The following is a 14,983-nucleotide window of genomic DNA, read 5'->3' as shown; positions in this document are numbered from 1 at the left end:
TCGACATGCTGCATTTGTCCCGCCTCACCTCGCTGGCCCTGACGATCGCCCTCGTGATCGGTGCGCCCCTGGCTTTCGCCGCGCAACCTGCGCCGTCGCCAACAACCGCCACGACCGTTACTACCAAGGCGCCGCTGCCATTGGATGAGCTGCGCACCTTCGCCGAAGTCATGGATCGGATCAAAGCCGCGTATGTGGAACCGGTGGACGACAAGATGCTGCTGGAGAACGCCATCAAAGGCATGCTAAGCAACCTCGACCCGCACTCCGCCTACCTGGGCCCTGAAGATTTCGCCGAGCTGCAGGAAAGCACCAGCGGCGAATTCGGCGGCCTCGGGATCGAGGTCGGCAGCGAAGACGGTTTCGTCAAGGTGGTCTCGCCAATCGACGACACGCCTGCCTCCAAGGCCGGCATCCAGGCTGGCGACTTCATCGTCAAGATCAACGGCCAGCCGACTCGCGGCCAGAGCATGACCGAAGCCGTGGACAAGATGCGCGGCAAGATCGGCGAAAAAATCACCCTGACCCTGGTGCGCGACGGTGGTACGCCATTCGACGTGACGTTGACCCGCGCCGTCATCCAGGTCAAAAGTGTGAAAAGCCAGTTGCTGGAATCGGGCTACGGCTACATCCGTATCACCCAGTTCCAGGTCAAGACCGGCGAAGAAGTCGCCAAGTCCCTGGCCAAGCTGCGCAAGGACAACGGCAAGAAACTCAACGGCCTGGTCCTGGACCTGCGCAACAACCCCGGCGGCGTCCTGCAATCGGCCGTGGAAGTGGTTGACCACTTCATCACCAAGGGCCTGATCGTCTACACCAAGGGCCGCATCGCCAATTCCGAGCTGCGCTTCTCGGCCACCGGCAACGACCTGAGCGAAGCTGTGCCGCTGGTGGTGCTGATCAACGGCGGCAGCGCCTCGGCATCGGAAATCGTCGCCGGCGCCCTGCAGGATCAGAAGCGCGGCGTGGTCATGGGCACAACCAGCTTCGGCAAGGGTTCGGTACAGACCGTGTTGCCGCTGAACAACGATCGTGCCCTGAAGATCACCACCGCGTTGTACTTCACGCCCAACGGCCGCTCCATCCAGGCCCAGGGCATCGTCCCGGACATCGAAGTGCGCAAGGCCAAGATCACCAGCGAGGCGGACAGCGAATACTTCAAGGAAGCCGACCTGCAAGGTCACCTGGGTAATGGCAATGGCGGCACCGACAAACCGACCGGCTCCGGCGCCAAGGCCAAGCCAATGCCGCAGGATGACGATTATCAGTTGGCCCAGGCCTTGAGCTTGCTCAAGGGGTTGAACATCACGTCCGGCCGCTGAGATGGTCCTGAGATTTACCTTCGTCCTGCTGTGCCTGCTGGCGGGGGCCGTTAACGCGGCGCCCGCCACTCCTTCTTCGCCGCACAAGGTGTACCTGAGCCTGATCATCGACGACCTGGGGCAAAACCTGCCCCGGGATCGCCAGGTACTTGCCCTCCCCGGTCCGGTCACCGCCGCGATCATGCCCGACACGCCCCACGCCGCCGAAGTCGCCCGCGAAGCCCATCGCGCCGGCAAGCTGGTCATGTTGCATATGCCTATGGACCCGGCCACCGGGCCGTTCGCCTGGCATCCGGAACTGCCCATCGAAGAACTGGGCAGGCGCCTCGACGCCGCGTTCGCTGCCGTGCCCTACACCAGTGGCATCAACAACCACATGGGTAGCCGCATGACCACCCAGCCCCAAGCCATGGCGTGGCTGATGGCGAATTTGCAGCAGCGTCACAAGTTCTTTGTCGACAGCCGCACCAGCGCCCGGACAGTCGCCGCCGCCGAAGCGCAAAAGATCGGCCTCGCCAGCGTGTCACGGGATGTATTCCTGGATGACGAGCGTACCGAAGCGGCCATTGCCGGCCAGCTTCAAGTCGCCATCGAATTGGCTCGTCGGCAGGGCTCGGCGGTGATGATCGGGCATCCCTATCCGCAGACCCTCGCCGTGCTCGAACGCGAACTGCCTCGGCTCAAGGCCCAGGGCATCGAGTGGATCGACCTAAAGTCGATGATCAGCCTGCGCAGCAATCAGGCGATGGCCGGGCACGGGAAGGATGGGGTTTATCGGTAGCCAGTGAGGCTGGCGCGACTCTCAGAGATACCGCGCCATGATCGCATCCACCGCACCTTCCTTGCGCAATTCATCCAAGGCCTTCTGCAACCGGGCGACCACCTCGTCCGGTACGTCCTTGTTCAACGCCAAGTACAGCTCGGCGCTGTTGAATCGCAATACGGTCCGCAGATCGCTGACGCCTTCCTGGCGCGCCAGGTAACGGCCAGCAGGGTCGCCGGTAGCCCACAGGTCGATCTGGCCCTTCATCAGCTTTCTAGCGTTGTCCTGGTCGCGCAACACAACGATCGGGTTCAAACCCTGCTTGGCCAACGTCTCGGCAATCGCATCGCCCTTGTAGGCACCGATCTTGTATTGGCGCGCTTGATCCAGCGAGTCGAGGGTGATCTTGCTGTCAGTCTTGGCGAGCATGACCCAGTCGTCCGGGCCGATGGGACCGACCCATTTGAAGAGTTTCTCGCGCTCCGGCAACCGCGCCATGACGAACACACCGTAGCCCGGGTTTTCCAAGGCGAGTTTGTAGATCCGTTCCCAGGGAAAACGTAGCGTCAGGCTGTAGGAAATATCGGCGCGCTTGAATATTTCGCGGACGATATCCACGGCAATGCCATGGATATTTCCGTCTTGGGCGAAGTTCTTGCCGTTCTTGGCCATGTTGTACGGTGGGAAGTTTTCCGTCAGCAGCACCAGCGAGGTGTCTGTGGCGCGGGCGGTGCCGGCGAGCAGCAACGTGGCACCGGCAAAGGCAAGAACAAGGCGTTTGAGCATGTCGGGCTACCGCAATCCATGGTGGACCCAAGAGTGCCTCGGGCCCGTCATGGTGTCCAGCGGTCAGCGAATGCAGATACCGCGCTGCGCCATATAGGCCTTGGCTTCCGGCACGGTGTATTCGCCGAAGTGGAAAATACTCGCCGCCAGCACTGCACTGGCATGGCCTTCCAGGATGCCGTCGGCCAGGTGCTGCAGGTTGCCGACGCCGCCGGAAGCGATCACCGGGATGCCCAAGGCATCGCTGATGGCGCGGGTGACGCCGAGGTCGAAGCCGTTTTTCATGCCGTCCTGGTCCATGCTGGTCAGCAGGATTTCACCCGCCCCGAGGCCTTCCATTTTCTTCGCCCACTCGACAGCATCCAGGCCTGTGGGTTTGCGCCCGCCGTGGGTGAAGATTTCCCAGCGCGGGGTTTCGCCGGGGCCGGAGACCTTCTTCGCATCAATGGCCACGACGATGCACTGCGAGCCGAAATGCTGGGCCGCTTCGCCAACGAATTCCGGGTTGAAAACCGCCGCCGTGTTGATCGACACCTTGTCCGCACCGGCATTGAGCAGGTTGCGGATGTCCTGCACGGTGCGCACGCCACCGCCCACGGTCAACGGGATGAATACCTGGCTGGCCATGCGCTCGACGGTATGCAGCGTGGTGTCGCGGCCATCGACGCTGGCCGTGATGTCGAGGAAGGTAATCTCGTCGGCACCCTGCTCGTCGTAACGACGGGCGATTTCCACCGGGTCGCCGGCATCACGGATGTTCTCGAACTTGACGCCCTTGACCACCCGGCCGTTGTCCACATCGAGGCAGGGAATGATGCGTTTTGCTAATGCCATGGTTAGTCCTCGAGTTGCAAGCTTCAAGCTTCAAGCTGCAAGAAAAAGCGGATGCGGTCGCGCTTCAACTTGCAGCTTGCAGCTTAGAGCTTAGAGCTGGCCGCATAGCCATCACAAAAAGCTTGGGCTTCTGCCACATCCAGTGTGCCCTCATAAATCGCGCGGCCCGTAATCGCCCCAATGATGCCTGGCGCCTTGGCGTCGAGCAGTGCCTTGATGTCACCCAGGTTATGGATGCCGCCAGAGGCGATCACCGGGATCTTGGTGGCGGCGGCCAGCGCAGCGGTGAACGGGACATTGCAGCCCTGCATCATGCCGTCTTTGGCGATGTCGGTGTAGACGATGGCAGACACGCCGTCGGCTTCGAAACGCTTGGCCAGGTCGATCACCTGTACGGTGCTGACTTCAGCCCAGCCGTCGGTTGCGACAAAACCGTCCTTGGCGTCGAGGCCGACGATGACCTTGCCCGGGAAGGCGCGGCAGGCTTCGGCGACGAACGCCGGGTCTTTCACGGCCTTGGTCCCGATGATCACGTAGCTCACACCGGCCTTGACGTAGTGCTCGATGGTTTCCAGCGAGCGAATGCCGCCGCCGATCTGGATCGGCAGGTTCGGGTAGCGCTTGGCAATGGCCGTGACCACCTCGCCATTAACCGGCTGGCCTTCGAAGGCGCCGTTCAGGTCGACCAGATGCAGGCGACGGCAGCCGCCCTCTACCCACTTGGCGGCCATGCTCACCGGGTCATCGGAAAACACCGTGGAGTCTTCCATGCGGCCCTGGCGCAGACGCACGCAAGCGCCGTCCTTGAGATCGATAGCGGGGATAATTAGCATGCTTTTCCTTCGTCAAAGAGCTGCAAGCTGCAAGCCATAAGCTGCAAGCAGGCACGCATTTCAATACTTGCAGCTTCAAGCTTGAAGCTTGCCGCTGCTCTAATTCTTCTCAAGCGCCCACAAGTCGCTTTCAATGCTTTCGAACCTTTCTTTAAGGTGCGTCTGCACATCGAAAATCGCCCTGTTGTAATAGTGCGGAGCAATTTCGCGGGTAAACAGGTCAAGAATTTCCGCCGCTTCGAACGAACCCAAGTCCAGCTCGAAACGCTCCTTCATGAACCGCTGGATCTTGCGGTTCGCTTCACTCTCCTGCTCGGGCGTGAGGGTGAGGATCGGCGGTTTCTTGCGCGCCATTACCAGCGCCCGTCCCACGCAGCAAAGTTCTGCAACAGCTGCAGGCCATGGGTATGGCTCTTCTCCGGGTGGAACTGCACGGCGAAGCGCGAGCCGTCGGCCAGGGCCGCGGCGAAATCGACGCCATAGTGACCGCCGCCCACCACCTGCCGGGCGTTGCCGGCGGCGATGTAGTAGCTGTGCACGAAGTAGAAGCGCGCCAGGTCCGGGATGTCGTGCCACAGCGGATGATTCACCGTCTGCTTCACTTCGTTCCAGCCCATGTGCGGGACCTTCAAATGCTCGCCGTCTTCATGCAGGCCCTTGCCAAAGAACTTCACCTGGCCGGGAAACAGCGAGATGCAATCGACACCGTCGTTCTCCTCGCTGCGATCGAGCAAGGCTTGCATGCCGACACAGATGCCTAGAAACGGGCGGTCCTGACTGACTTCGTGCACCAGTTTGTCAAAACCCAAGCGACGAATCTCGGCCATGCAGTCGCGAATCGCGCCGACGCCGGGGAACACCACCCGGTCGGCTTCACGAATCACATCGGCATCGCTGGTGATCAGCACCTTTCCGGCGCCCACGTGCTCGAGGGCTTTCGCCACCGAGTGCAGGTTGCCCATGCCGTAGTCGATAACCGCGACCGTCTGCATTACAGGACGCCCTTGGTGGAAGGCATCTGGCCGGCCATGCGGTCATCGAGCTCCACAGCCATGCGCAGCGCGCGGCCGAACGCCTTGAACACGGTTTCGATCTGGTGGTGGGTGTTGTGCCCGCGCAGGTTGTCGATGTGCAGGGTCACGTTGGCGTGGTTGACGAAGCCCTGGAAGAATTCCTGGAACAGGTCAACGTCGAAGCCGCCGACAGTGGCACGGGTGTAAGGCACGTGCATCTGCAGGCCAGGACGGCCGGAGAAGTCGATGACCACGCGCGACAGCGCCTCATCGAGCGGCACGTAGGCATGGCCATAGCGACGGATGCCCTTCTTGTCGCCGATGGCCTTGGTAAAGGCCTGGCCCAAAGTGATACCGACATCTTCCACCGTGTGGTGGTCGTCGATATGCAGGTCGCCCTTGCTGACGATGTCCAGGTCGATCAGCCCGTGACGGGCGATCTGGTCGAGCATGTGCTCAAGAAAAGGCACGCCGATATCAAATCGGGCCTTTCCGGTGCCATCCAGGTTGATCGAGGCTTTGATCTGGGTTTCCAGAGTGTCGCGCTCGACAGACGCCTTACGTTCGGCCATCACCAGCTCCGCAAAATCATTGGGCGAAAAAGGCAGCCATTATAGGGGCGCGAGCGGCAAACAGAAACACAGGAGGTGACATCACTGACGGGCTGAATCCCGGGCTGTCTGTGATAGACATGTCCATACAAGCCATCCCGTTTGAAATGTGCTCCGTCGACACAGCGTCCGCGAACGTCTCATCCAAGACGCATATATCTGAAGTGGACTGGGCCCGTCGCGGCAATGGTGGTATTTGCGGTGCGATGCAGAACTCCCAAACCTGGTTCGTCGCCCCCACGGAATCCTGCAAATACCGTGCGCTTCCCAACAGGAGGTACGCGCAATTCAACTTCAGTCTCAGTTGAGTCCCCGGTTCGCCCCATCACCAATCTGACGTTTTGCCCGGCACGCGGGGGATGAGGCAACTCAAAGTTACCCGGCTGACCTCCCAAGTCCTCGCCAAGCGACCAGATTTTCCTGACGCCATCGACAAAGAACCGAGGACGCTCCAGCAAAGCTGCAAGCAATGAAGCTAGCTGGCTCTGCGTTGAGACATAAAAGGTACAGTCCACCAGACGTAGATCGCATTGTTCATCTGCGACGACCAAGTCTTTTCCATCTTTACTATCAACCACAAGCACGCCGTAGGCCTGGAGCAAGACGGGTGCAGCGGGGGCTTGAGTACCGGAACAGTCGAGCCTGGAGAGGCAACCGCCCGTCACTGTGTATTCACCGGGAGCCTGTGGTTTGAAGGCAATCCCGTCTTGTTGGCCAACACCACGACAATTCCTTATGGATGCAACGACTCGAAAAGCCGCGGCATCGCCCAAGGTGGAAATGCTCTCACCGACAATATTTTCGAGGTCAAGCTTGAGTGGGAACTTCCCAACTTTTGAAGGGGTTCTGCCATTCAGATTCACTTCTACGGTAAGTCCGGCACCGTGGGCATTGTGAAGCGTGAACTCTTCGCAGATTGCAACGGGTGTCCCGCTGAACTGAATGTTGCCGGGACTGATCCAGAGCCGTTGGGGTGTAGTTAATTGGGATCTGAATTCCAGGCCATCCACCATAATCCTGCGCCAAAACCGGTATTCGATGGGGCTTCCAGCGGGCTTTTCCGTACCTAAACTTTGATGGTGCTTAAGCAGCTCCAGATCACCGACCGCCTTGTCGGTGATAATAGTGATGTTACGCATCAGGAGATCACCATCGCAGAAGCCCCCCGTGTCATGCCTTGCCTTCACAAAGGCGTCACTGCGACTGGTCGTCCTTCGGGCGAGGAAAATCACCGTGTCAAGATCCAAGTTACCGAGCGCGGTCAAGAAAACGCCAGCTTGCCCCACCACCATGTTTCTCAGACGCAACCATTCCATGAATGGCTGATGGAAGTCGACCCGACTGAGCACCCCATCTCGGTAAGTAACCCGTTGACAAAGATTACTACCGGTAGCCCCCCATCCCTCTCCGTCAGCACGGGGTGTTATGTCGATGTCGTAGCAGGAACCGAGTTGAAAACTGTATGCATAATCGGAATTTATAGTACGGATTACCCACTGCATTTCCACGCGGGCCTTGACGTGACAACACTCCAGAAACATAACGTAGGTCGGATTTCTGGGTGTATACACACTCTCGTCTTGAATGAAGCGCACATCCAGGTCGAGCAAGCTGGTGCTCACACGTACATATTCATTCGAAACGCTGTTATTGCGAATATCGAGGGTCAGCCCTTTAACCGAGCGGCGTCGACCCTCCACCCGAAAAACTTTGACGGCAGAAACGCCGACACCGGCCAAAGAATACCTGAGCGGCGACGACACTATGCCATCCTTGTAGACCCTGTTTAGCTCAATCCGCTTCTTTATCTCCGAACGATACCTGTAAAAATCCTGCTCGGAAGTAATGATGACGAAGCTGTCGCTGACTTCAGGACAATCACTCCATCCAGAGAAGTAAGATGACCCGACCTCCAAATCTTCAGAACTCATCAACTTACCGACCACCGATGAATCGGGCCCATACGTCACACTGTCATGCTTGCGTCCAAAAACAAAACGTCCAGACCACGTCGAACAATCAAATGTAGCCCCGGAAAAATCACAATCGGTGGTTAACTCAACGGTGCCCGTCCCTGAAAGCTTGAACCTGCCCCTCGCGACCAAGGTTGCCTCAGCGTCGTTCGCAGCGCGCGCGGCTTTTTGCAGCGCGAGCAGGCAATCCTCTGCTCCCGTAGGATCCGCGCCGAACGCTGAAATCGACATTCGCTCCGACGCACCTGGAAGTACGCAAAGTTTCAAACCAGCAGCGGTCACAAGATCATATGCGTCTAGCTCTGCGACAACTTTGTATCGAAAGCCTTGCGCCAGAATAATATCCCCAACAGATACTGCTGAATAATCAACCTCTGTATCCTCCAGCATCACTGAGACTGAATCGAACAAACTTCCGATTCGCGCTGATAAACCGCGTACGAATTTTCTTTCGGTGATTGAACCATCTGGAATTTCTTCCCTTTCGCCATTCATAAATAAATCACCTAAGTGTTCAACATGAGAGACGAAACCTTACTCAAGAACAATGCAGAAAACCCAATAAAAATGATGCTATACAAAACAAAGATTCGATCGGATCGAATATAGATACAACTGTCAGATCCTACAGGTGCGACAAACGGTCCTCCAATGTTGCTCTGATCTGATGCCAACCCTAAAACAAATGTGGGAGCGGGCTTGCTCGCGAAGAGGGAGTGTCAGTTGACATAAATGCCTACTGACCCACCGCTTTCGCGAGCAAGCCCGCTCCCACATTTAGGGTTGCCCTGGCCTGATAGCCAGGGCAACTGTCTTAGCGGAACAACACCGCTGTCTTCTGCAAGGTTACCCACACACCCCACGCCAACGGAATGCCCACCACCAGCCAGGCGGCGATCGCCAGGGGCTTGGTGCCCGCTGCGGCTTTCCATTCCAGCGAAGTGGTGCTGTCGGCGCCCTTGTCATGGCCCAGCGCCTGTTCGGCGGCCAGTTCGGCGTCGGTCATGAAGTACTTGTCGGCGACCGGGCGAACCATCAGGTTGCACAGGAAGCCCAGTACCAGCAGGCCGGCGAGGATATACAGGGTGATGTCATAGGCCGCGGCGCGTTCAACGCCGATGCTCAACTGATATTCACGCAGGTAGTTCACCAGTACCGGACCCAGCACGCCTGCCGCAGCCCAAGCAGTCAACAGGCGACCGTGGATTGCACCGACCATTTGCGTACCGAACAGGTCCGCCAGGTAGGCTGGCACGGTGGCGAAACCGCCGCCGTACATCGACAGGATGATGCAGAACGCCGCCACGAACAGCGCGACGCTGCCCAGGTGACCGAGGTTCGGGATCAGCGCGTACAGGGCAAAGCCCAGGGCGAAGAACACGAAATAGGTGTTTTTACGGCCCAGGTAGTCCGAGAAGGACGCCCAGAAGAACCGGCCGCCGATGTTGAACAGGCTCAACAGACCGGTGAAACCGGCCGCGATGGCCGCGATCTGGCCCAGTTGCACCGCGTCCAGCTGACCGAACGGCAGGTCATTGCCGAGCAGCTTGCCGCCAAACACTTCCTGCAACAGTGGCGAAGCCATGCCCAGGATACCGATACCGGCAGATACGTTCAGGCACAGCACCAGCCATACCAGACGGAATTGCGGGGTTTTCCAGGCGACGTTCACGTGAACGTGGCGATGGGTGATCATCGCGTTCGCGGCTTTCTTCGGCGCCGGGGTCCAGCCTTCAGGCTTCCAGCCGGTGGGCGGCACGCGGTACGACAAGGCGCCACCGATCATGAACACGAAGTAGATCGCGGCCATGACCAGGAAGCTCTGCCAGACGCCCACGCCAGTCGGCGAAGCGAAGTGGCTCATCAGCGCCGCAGCCAGCGGAGCACCGACCATCGCGCCACCGCCGAAGCCCATGATTGCCATGCCGGTCGCCATGCCGCGCTTGTCCGGGAACCACTTGATCAGGGTCGACACCGGCGAGATGTAGCCCAGGCCCAGGCCGATACCACCGATCACCCCGGAACCGACCCACATCAGCCAGATCTGGTGGGTATAGATACCCAGCGCGGAAATCAGCAGGCCACCGCACCAGCACAAGGCCGATACAACGCCGGCCTTGCGTGGCCCGGCGTGTTCCAGCCAGCCGCCCCAGATGGCTGCCGAGCAACCCAGGAAGATGAAGAACAGGGTGTAGATCCAGCCGAGCATCGAGATCGGCCAGTCACATTGGGACGAAAAGACTTGCGAGATAAAGCTCATATCTGGCGCACAGGCCACAGGCTTGGTGATACCCAAGGCCTTGGACAGTGGCAACCAGAACACCGAGAAGCCGTAGGCCATGCCGATGCAGAGGTGAATGGCCAGTGCGGCCGGTGGAACCAGCCAGCGGTTGAAACCCGGCTTGGCGATGATGCGCTCCTTGGAGAGGAACGCTGGCTGGTCGGCAATGCCGTCCGCCGTGATGCTCGTGCTCATTGTGTATCCCCCAGTTATTGGAATGGTTCGCCAGCCATGCATCACCCTCAGCCTCCATTGCACGCAGGCATGGCTGTATTTTTGTGGTGAAGCTCCATTTTAGTGCGACATCACGTCACAGAAGGACGGGCGAACTGACAAAGGTTAACATTTGCTAGTGACAGAAAAACCAAAGTGATATCACCTTTTTCCTGTCACTCGTCTTATCGCGCCTCCGCCCGCTTTCTGTAGGGGTTAATTCGTTTATATTTCAGGATTTTCCATGCCTATCGTTGTCGAGCACCTGAATGACGCCACTGGTCAGGATCAGCAGGACCTGCAGAAAATCTACCAGGACGCCCCAACCTGGCTGTTGGAACCGTTCTACGATGCAGCGCAATTGATCAGCGCTTGCCTGGCAGAAGGCTCGCTGATCGCGGCCCGTTTCAATGATCGGCTGCTCGGTGCGGCACGCCTTCAACGGCACCAGGACGCCTGGCACTTGTCACAGATGTGCGTGCGAAAAATCACCCGCCGCCGTGGCGTGGCCGAGCGGTTGGTGATCGAAGCGCTGAGGATGGCCCGGCACGAACATGTCGAGCTTCGACTCTCGGCACCGGCCGGGCACTTGGAGGCCCAGGCATTGGCGGCGAAGCTTAAGTTGCCCTTGGATGTTGGCTAGCCAGGTCTACGCCCGGCAGGTCTACGGCAAGACAGATCACCCAACGCTCCATCGACCCGGGACGTTATACTCCCGGGCAAAATTTGAACTCAACCTACAAGGATTCGCCCATGAAAGCGTTCGGCAAAATCCTGGGTCTGGTACTTCTCGGGCTGTTGCTGATCATTGTGGCCCTGGGCTTTGCCCTGACCCACCTCTTCGATCCCAACGACTATAAGGAAGAGATCCGCCAGATAGCCCGCGACAAGGCCCACATTGAGCTGACACTCAATGGGGACATTGGCTGGAGCCTGTTTCCGTGGCTGGGTCTTGAACTGCACGAAGCCAGCGTCGCCACCCTGGCCAACCCCACGCAACCTTTCGCCGACCTGCAGATGCTTGGACTGTCAGTCCGGGTCATGCCGCTGCTGCGCCGCGAAGTGCAGATGAGCGATGTCCGCGTTGAAGGCTTGAATCTGCGACTCAACCGCGACAAGAGCGGCCATGGCAATTGGGAAGACATCGGCAAGGCTCCCGCGGTCGCATCGACCACAGACACGCCGGCTCCCGTCGAGCAACCATCCCCGCCTGCCAGCACACCGGCGGAAAAACCGGCCCAGCCAACCCGCCTGGACATCGACAGCCTGACCGTGAACAACGCGCGGGTGGAATACACCGACGAGCAGACCGGCAAGCAGTTCACCGCCGAAAGCATCCAGCTGAGCACCGGACCGATCCACGACTCCACCAACATCCCGGTTACCCTCACGGCTTTCCTGTCCAGCAACCAGCCTGCCGTTCGCGTGCGCACCGAAGTGACAGGCCAACTGCGCTTCGAGCGCGCCGTGCAACGCTACCGGTTCGAGGACCTGAAACTGTCTGGCGAAGCCACGGGAGACCCGTTGCAAGGCAAGACGGTAAGTTTCGCGGCACAGGGGCAACTTTCCCTGGATAAAGCGGCAAACGTCGCCGAATGGACCGGACTCAAGCTTTCCTTGAATCAACTGCGCGCCCTCGGCGAGCTGAAAGTCAACGATCTCGACAAAACGCCGCAATTGAACGGCGGCATTTCGATCGCCTCGTTCGATCTGGCGAAATTCGTCGACAGTGTCGGTCAGAAAATGCCCGCCATGGCTGAAGGCAGCCTGAGCAAGATCGAACTGGCGAGCCGCATTGCAGCGACGCCAAGCAGCGTCGAGCTCAACGACATCAACCTCAAGATCGACGACAGCACCTTCAACGGTCGCATCGCCGTGGAAGACATCGCCAAGCAATCCCTGCGTGCCCAGCTCAAGGCCGACACGTTCAATGTCGATCGCTACCTGCCGCCAAAATCCGCCGAAGCCGACAGCTCCAAGGCCGCCCGCGAGGCCGAGGTCAGCAACACCGAGGCCAGCGCCATGGCTGGCGCCGGCAGCACACCATTGCCAAGCGCCCCGACCCAAGGCGCCTGGAGCAACGACCGGCTCTTTCCGGTGGAGCGCCTGAGCAAGCTGGACGTCAATGCCGACCTGACTTTCGGCCAGCTGACCCTCGACAAGCTGCCCATCCAGAATGCCTCCCTCAAGGCCAACGGCCAAGGCGGCCTGCTGACCTTGGAGAACCTGCGTGGCGATCTGTACAACGGCAACTTCGAAGCCAAGGGCACCCTGGATGTACGCCAGCCCACGCCGCAGCTGGGCCTGCAAACCCGCATCAATCGCGTGCCAGCGGAAAAAATCATCGAAAGCCAGGGTAAGAATCCCCCCGTCAAGGGCCTGGTGACACTCAACAGCGCCGTGACCGCCAGCGGCAACAGCCAGAAAGCCCTGATCGACAGCCTCAACGGCAAAGCCGGGTTCGTCATCAACGATGGCATGCTGCTCAACGCCAACCTTGAACAGCAATTGTGCAAAGGCATCGCCACGCTGAACCGCAAATCCCTCAGTGGCGAACCGCGAGGCAAGGACACGCCATTCCAGCAGCTCAACGGCAATCTTACTTTCAACAACGGCGTTGCCAGCAACCCGGACCTGAAAGTGCGCATTCCCGGGATGATGGTCAATGGTAACGGTGACATCGACTTGCGCGTACTGGGCATGGACTACCGCGTCGGCGTCATCGTCGAAGGCGACAAGAGCGACATGCCCGATCCGGCCTGCCAGGTCAACGAACGCTACGTCGATGTCGAATGGCCGTTGCGCTGCCGAGGTCCGCTGGAATTGGGCGCGAAAGCCTGCCGCCTGGACAACGATGGCCTGGGCAAGGTTGCGGCGAAACTGGCCGGCGACCGCCTCGGCGACAAAATTGACGAGAAGCTGGGCGACAAGGTCAGCCCCGAGTTGAAAGACGCGCTCAAGGGGCTGTTCAAGCGATGACATCCGAGCAGTTTTCCGTCGCGGTCCTGGACTGGTTCGACCGCCATGGGCGCCATGACCTGCCCTGGCAACAGGGCATTACCCCGTATCGGGTGTGGGTCTCTGAAATCATGTTGCAGCAAACCCAGGTCAGCACCGTGCTCAATTATTTCGACCGGTTCATGGCGTCCCTGCCCACCGTCCAGGCTCTCGCGGCCGCGCCGGAGGATGAAGTACTGCACCTGTGGACGGGACTGGGCTACTACACACGTGCGCGCAATTTGCAGAAAACCGCGAAAATTGTCGTCGAGCAATATGGCGGCGAATTCCCCCGGGATGTGGAAAAGCTCACCGAGCTGCCAGGGATCGGCCTATCGACCGCGGGTGCCATCGCCAGCATCAGCATGGGTCTTCGGGCGCCGATCCTCGACGGCAATGTCAAACGGGTGCTGGCGCGCTTTACCGCTCAAGAGGGCTACCCGGGCGAACCCAAGGTGGCGAAACAGCTTTGGGCCACTGCCGAGCGTTTCACCCCCCAGGATAGAGTCAACGCCTACACCCAGGCGATGATGGACCTGGGTGCCACACTTTGTACCCGCAGCAAACCCAGCTGCCTGTTCTGCCCGCTGAAGCAAGGCTGCGAAGCCCACATGCTGGGCCTGGAGACACGTTATCCGATTCCCAAGCCACGCAAGGAAGTGCCGAAGAAGCGCACCTTGATGCCCATGCTGGCCAATCGCGAAGGCGCCATCTTGCTTTACCGCCGCCCTTCCATCGGTTTATGGGGCGGCTTGTGGAGCCTGCCGGAACTCGATGACCTCGATGATCTGCAACACCTGGCCCTGCAACATTCATTGGAGCTAGGCCAGCAACAGCAAATGCCAAGCCTGATACACACCTTCAGCCACTTCCAGTTGGCAATCGAGCCCTGGCTGGTCCGGGTCCGGGAAACCGGCCATCTCGTGGCCGAGGCCGACTGGCTCTGGTATAACCTCGCCACCCCGCCGCGCCTGGGCCTCGCCGCCCCGGTGAAAACCTTGCTTGAACGCGCGGCCGCCGTATTGAACGCAGGAGAGTTGCAATGACCCGCACCATCATGTGCCGCAAGTACAAAGAACAACTGGAAGGCCTGGAGCGCGCGCCATTTCCCGGCGCCAAGGGCCAGGACATCTACGACAATGTATCGGCCAAAGCCTGGGCCGACTGGCAAAAACACCAGACCCTGCTGATCAACGAAAAACGCCTGAACATGATGAATGCCGAAGATCGCAAATATCTGCAGGGCGAGATGGACAAGTACTTTTCCGGCGAGGAATACGCCAAGGCCGAGGGCTACGTGCCGCCGTCCGAATAAGCCGCCCAGCGCGGTAGCGGATCGTAAGCGACGGTAATAATT

At 59.4% G+C, this 14,983-nt stretch carries 14 protein-coding genes; 6 read left to right on the top strand and 8 right to left on the bottom strand.

What is annotated here, in order from left to right; all coding sequences use genetic code 11:
- Positions 1-5 precede the first annotated feature (5 nt).
- Together ctpA and HU806_RS18905 are read left to right on the top strand one after the other, a co-directional pair.
- Complete coding sequence (ctpA, locus tag HU806_RS18910) at positions 6-1,322, top strand: carboxyl-terminal processing protease CtpA (protein WP_186613233.1); 1,317 nt, start codon at positions 6-8, stop codon at positions 1,320-1,322.
- Position 1,323: 1 nt separating this feature from the next.
- On the top strand, positions 1,324-2,103 hold the full coding sequence (locus tag HU806_RS18905) for a divergent polysaccharide deacetylase family protein (protein ID WP_186613231.1): 780 nt from the start codon (positions 1,324-1,326) through the stop codon (positions 2,101-2,103).
- Between the two features lie 21 nt (positions 2,104-2,124).
- Here the strand turns inward: HU806_RS18905 and HU806_RS18900 are convergent, their stop codons facing one another.
- From HU806_RS18900 to HU806_RS18865, 8 genes are all read right to left on the bottom strand, one after another.
- On the bottom strand, positions 2,125-2,871 hold the full coding sequence (locus HU806_RS18900) for a substrate-binding periplasmic protein (protein ID WP_186613230.1): 747 nt from the start codon (positions 2,869-2,871) through the stop codon (positions 2,125-2,127).
- Positions 2,872-2,934: 63 nt separating this feature from the next.
- Positions 2,935-3,705, bottom strand: a complete 771-nt coding sequence (gene hisF / locus HU806_RS18895; RefSeq protein WP_186613228.1) for an imidazole glycerol phosphate synthase subunit HisF — start codon at positions 3,703-3,705, stop codon at positions 2,935-2,937.
- Between the two features lie 83 nt (positions 3,706-3,788).
- Positions 3,789-4,538 (bottom strand): 1-(5-phosphoribosyl)-5-[(5-phosphoribosylamino)methylideneamino]imidazole-4-carboxamide isomerase, encoded by a 750-nt coding sequence (hisA, locus tag HU806_RS18890; protein ID WP_186613226.1) that lies wholly within the window; start codon positions 4,536-4,538, stop codon positions 3,789-3,791.
- Between the two features lie 99 nt (positions 4,539-4,637).
- Positions 4,638-4,892 (bottom strand): DUF2164 domain-containing protein, encoded by a 255-nt coding sequence (locus HU806_RS18885; RefSeq protein ID WP_186613224.1) that lies wholly within the window; start codon positions 4,890-4,892, stop codon positions 4,638-4,640.
- Positions 4,892-5,530: an imidazole glycerol phosphate synthase subunit HisH gene (gene hisH, locus HU806_RS18880; RefSeq protein WP_186613222.1), complete on the bottom strand. Its 639-nt coding sequence runs from the start codon at positions 5,528-5,530 to the stop codon at positions 4,892-4,894. The genes HU806_RS18885 and hisH overlap by 1 nt, the downstream gene beginning before the upstream one ends.
- On the bottom strand, positions 5,530-6,123 hold the full coding sequence (hisB, locus tag HU806_RS18875) for an imidazoleglycerol-phosphate dehydratase HisB (RefSeq protein ID WP_003186751.1): 594 nt from the start codon (positions 6,121-6,123) through the stop codon (positions 5,530-5,532). Before hisB ends, hisH begins: the two co-directional genes overlap by 1 nt.
- A 179-nt stretch (positions 6,124-6,302) precedes the next feature.
- Positions 6,303-8,630, bottom strand: coding sequence for a hypothetical protein (locus HU806_RS18870; protein WP_186613220.1), 2,328 nt, complete (start codon positions 8,628-8,630; stop codon positions 6,303-6,305).
- Between the two features lie 319 nt (positions 8,631-8,949).
- Positions 8,950-10,611, bottom strand: a complete 1,662-nt coding sequence (locus HU806_RS18865) for an OFA family MFS transporter (RefSeq protein WP_186613218.1) — start codon at positions 10,609-10,611, stop codon at positions 8,950-8,952.
- Positions 10,612-10,873: 262 nt separating this feature from the next.
- On the opposite strand from HU806_RS18865, the gene panM reads away from it, so the two are divergent.
- From panM to HU806_RS18845, 4 genes are all read left to right on the top strand, one after another.
- Entirely contained in the window at positions 10,874-11,272 is a 399-nt protein-coding gene (gene panM, locus HU806_RS18860; protein WP_186613216.1) for an aspartate 1-decarboxylase autocleavage activator PanM, read from the top strand.
- 110 nt (positions 11,273-11,382) lie between these two features.
- Positions 11,383-13,608: an AsmA family protein gene (locus HU806_RS18855; RefSeq protein ID WP_186613214.1), complete on the top strand. Its 2,226-nt coding sequence runs from the start codon at positions 11,383-11,385 to the stop codon at positions 13,606-13,608.
- Positions 13,605-14,672 (top strand): A/G-specific adenine glycosylase, encoded by a 1,068-nt coding sequence (gene mutY, locus HU806_RS18850; RefSeq protein ID WP_186613212.1) that lies wholly within the window; start codon positions 13,605-13,607, stop codon positions 14,670-14,672. Before HU806_RS18855 ends, mutY begins: the two co-directional genes overlap by 4 nt.
- Positions 14,669-14,941, top strand: coding sequence for an oxidative damage protection protein (locus HU806_RS18845; protein ID WP_186613210.1), 273 nt, complete (start codon positions 14,669-14,671; stop codon positions 14,939-14,941). The genes mutY and HU806_RS18845 overlap by 4 nt, the downstream gene beginning before the upstream one ends.
- Positions 14,942-14,983 lie beyond the last annotated feature (42 nt).

The organism is Pseudomonas sp. SWRI154, assembly GCF_014268645.1.
GTDB lineage: Bacteria > Pseudomonadota > Gammaproteobacteria > Pseudomonadales > Pseudomonadaceae > Aquipseudomonas > Aquipseudomonas marvdashtae.
This window is presented reverse-complemented; position numbering and strand designations above follow the sequence as displayed.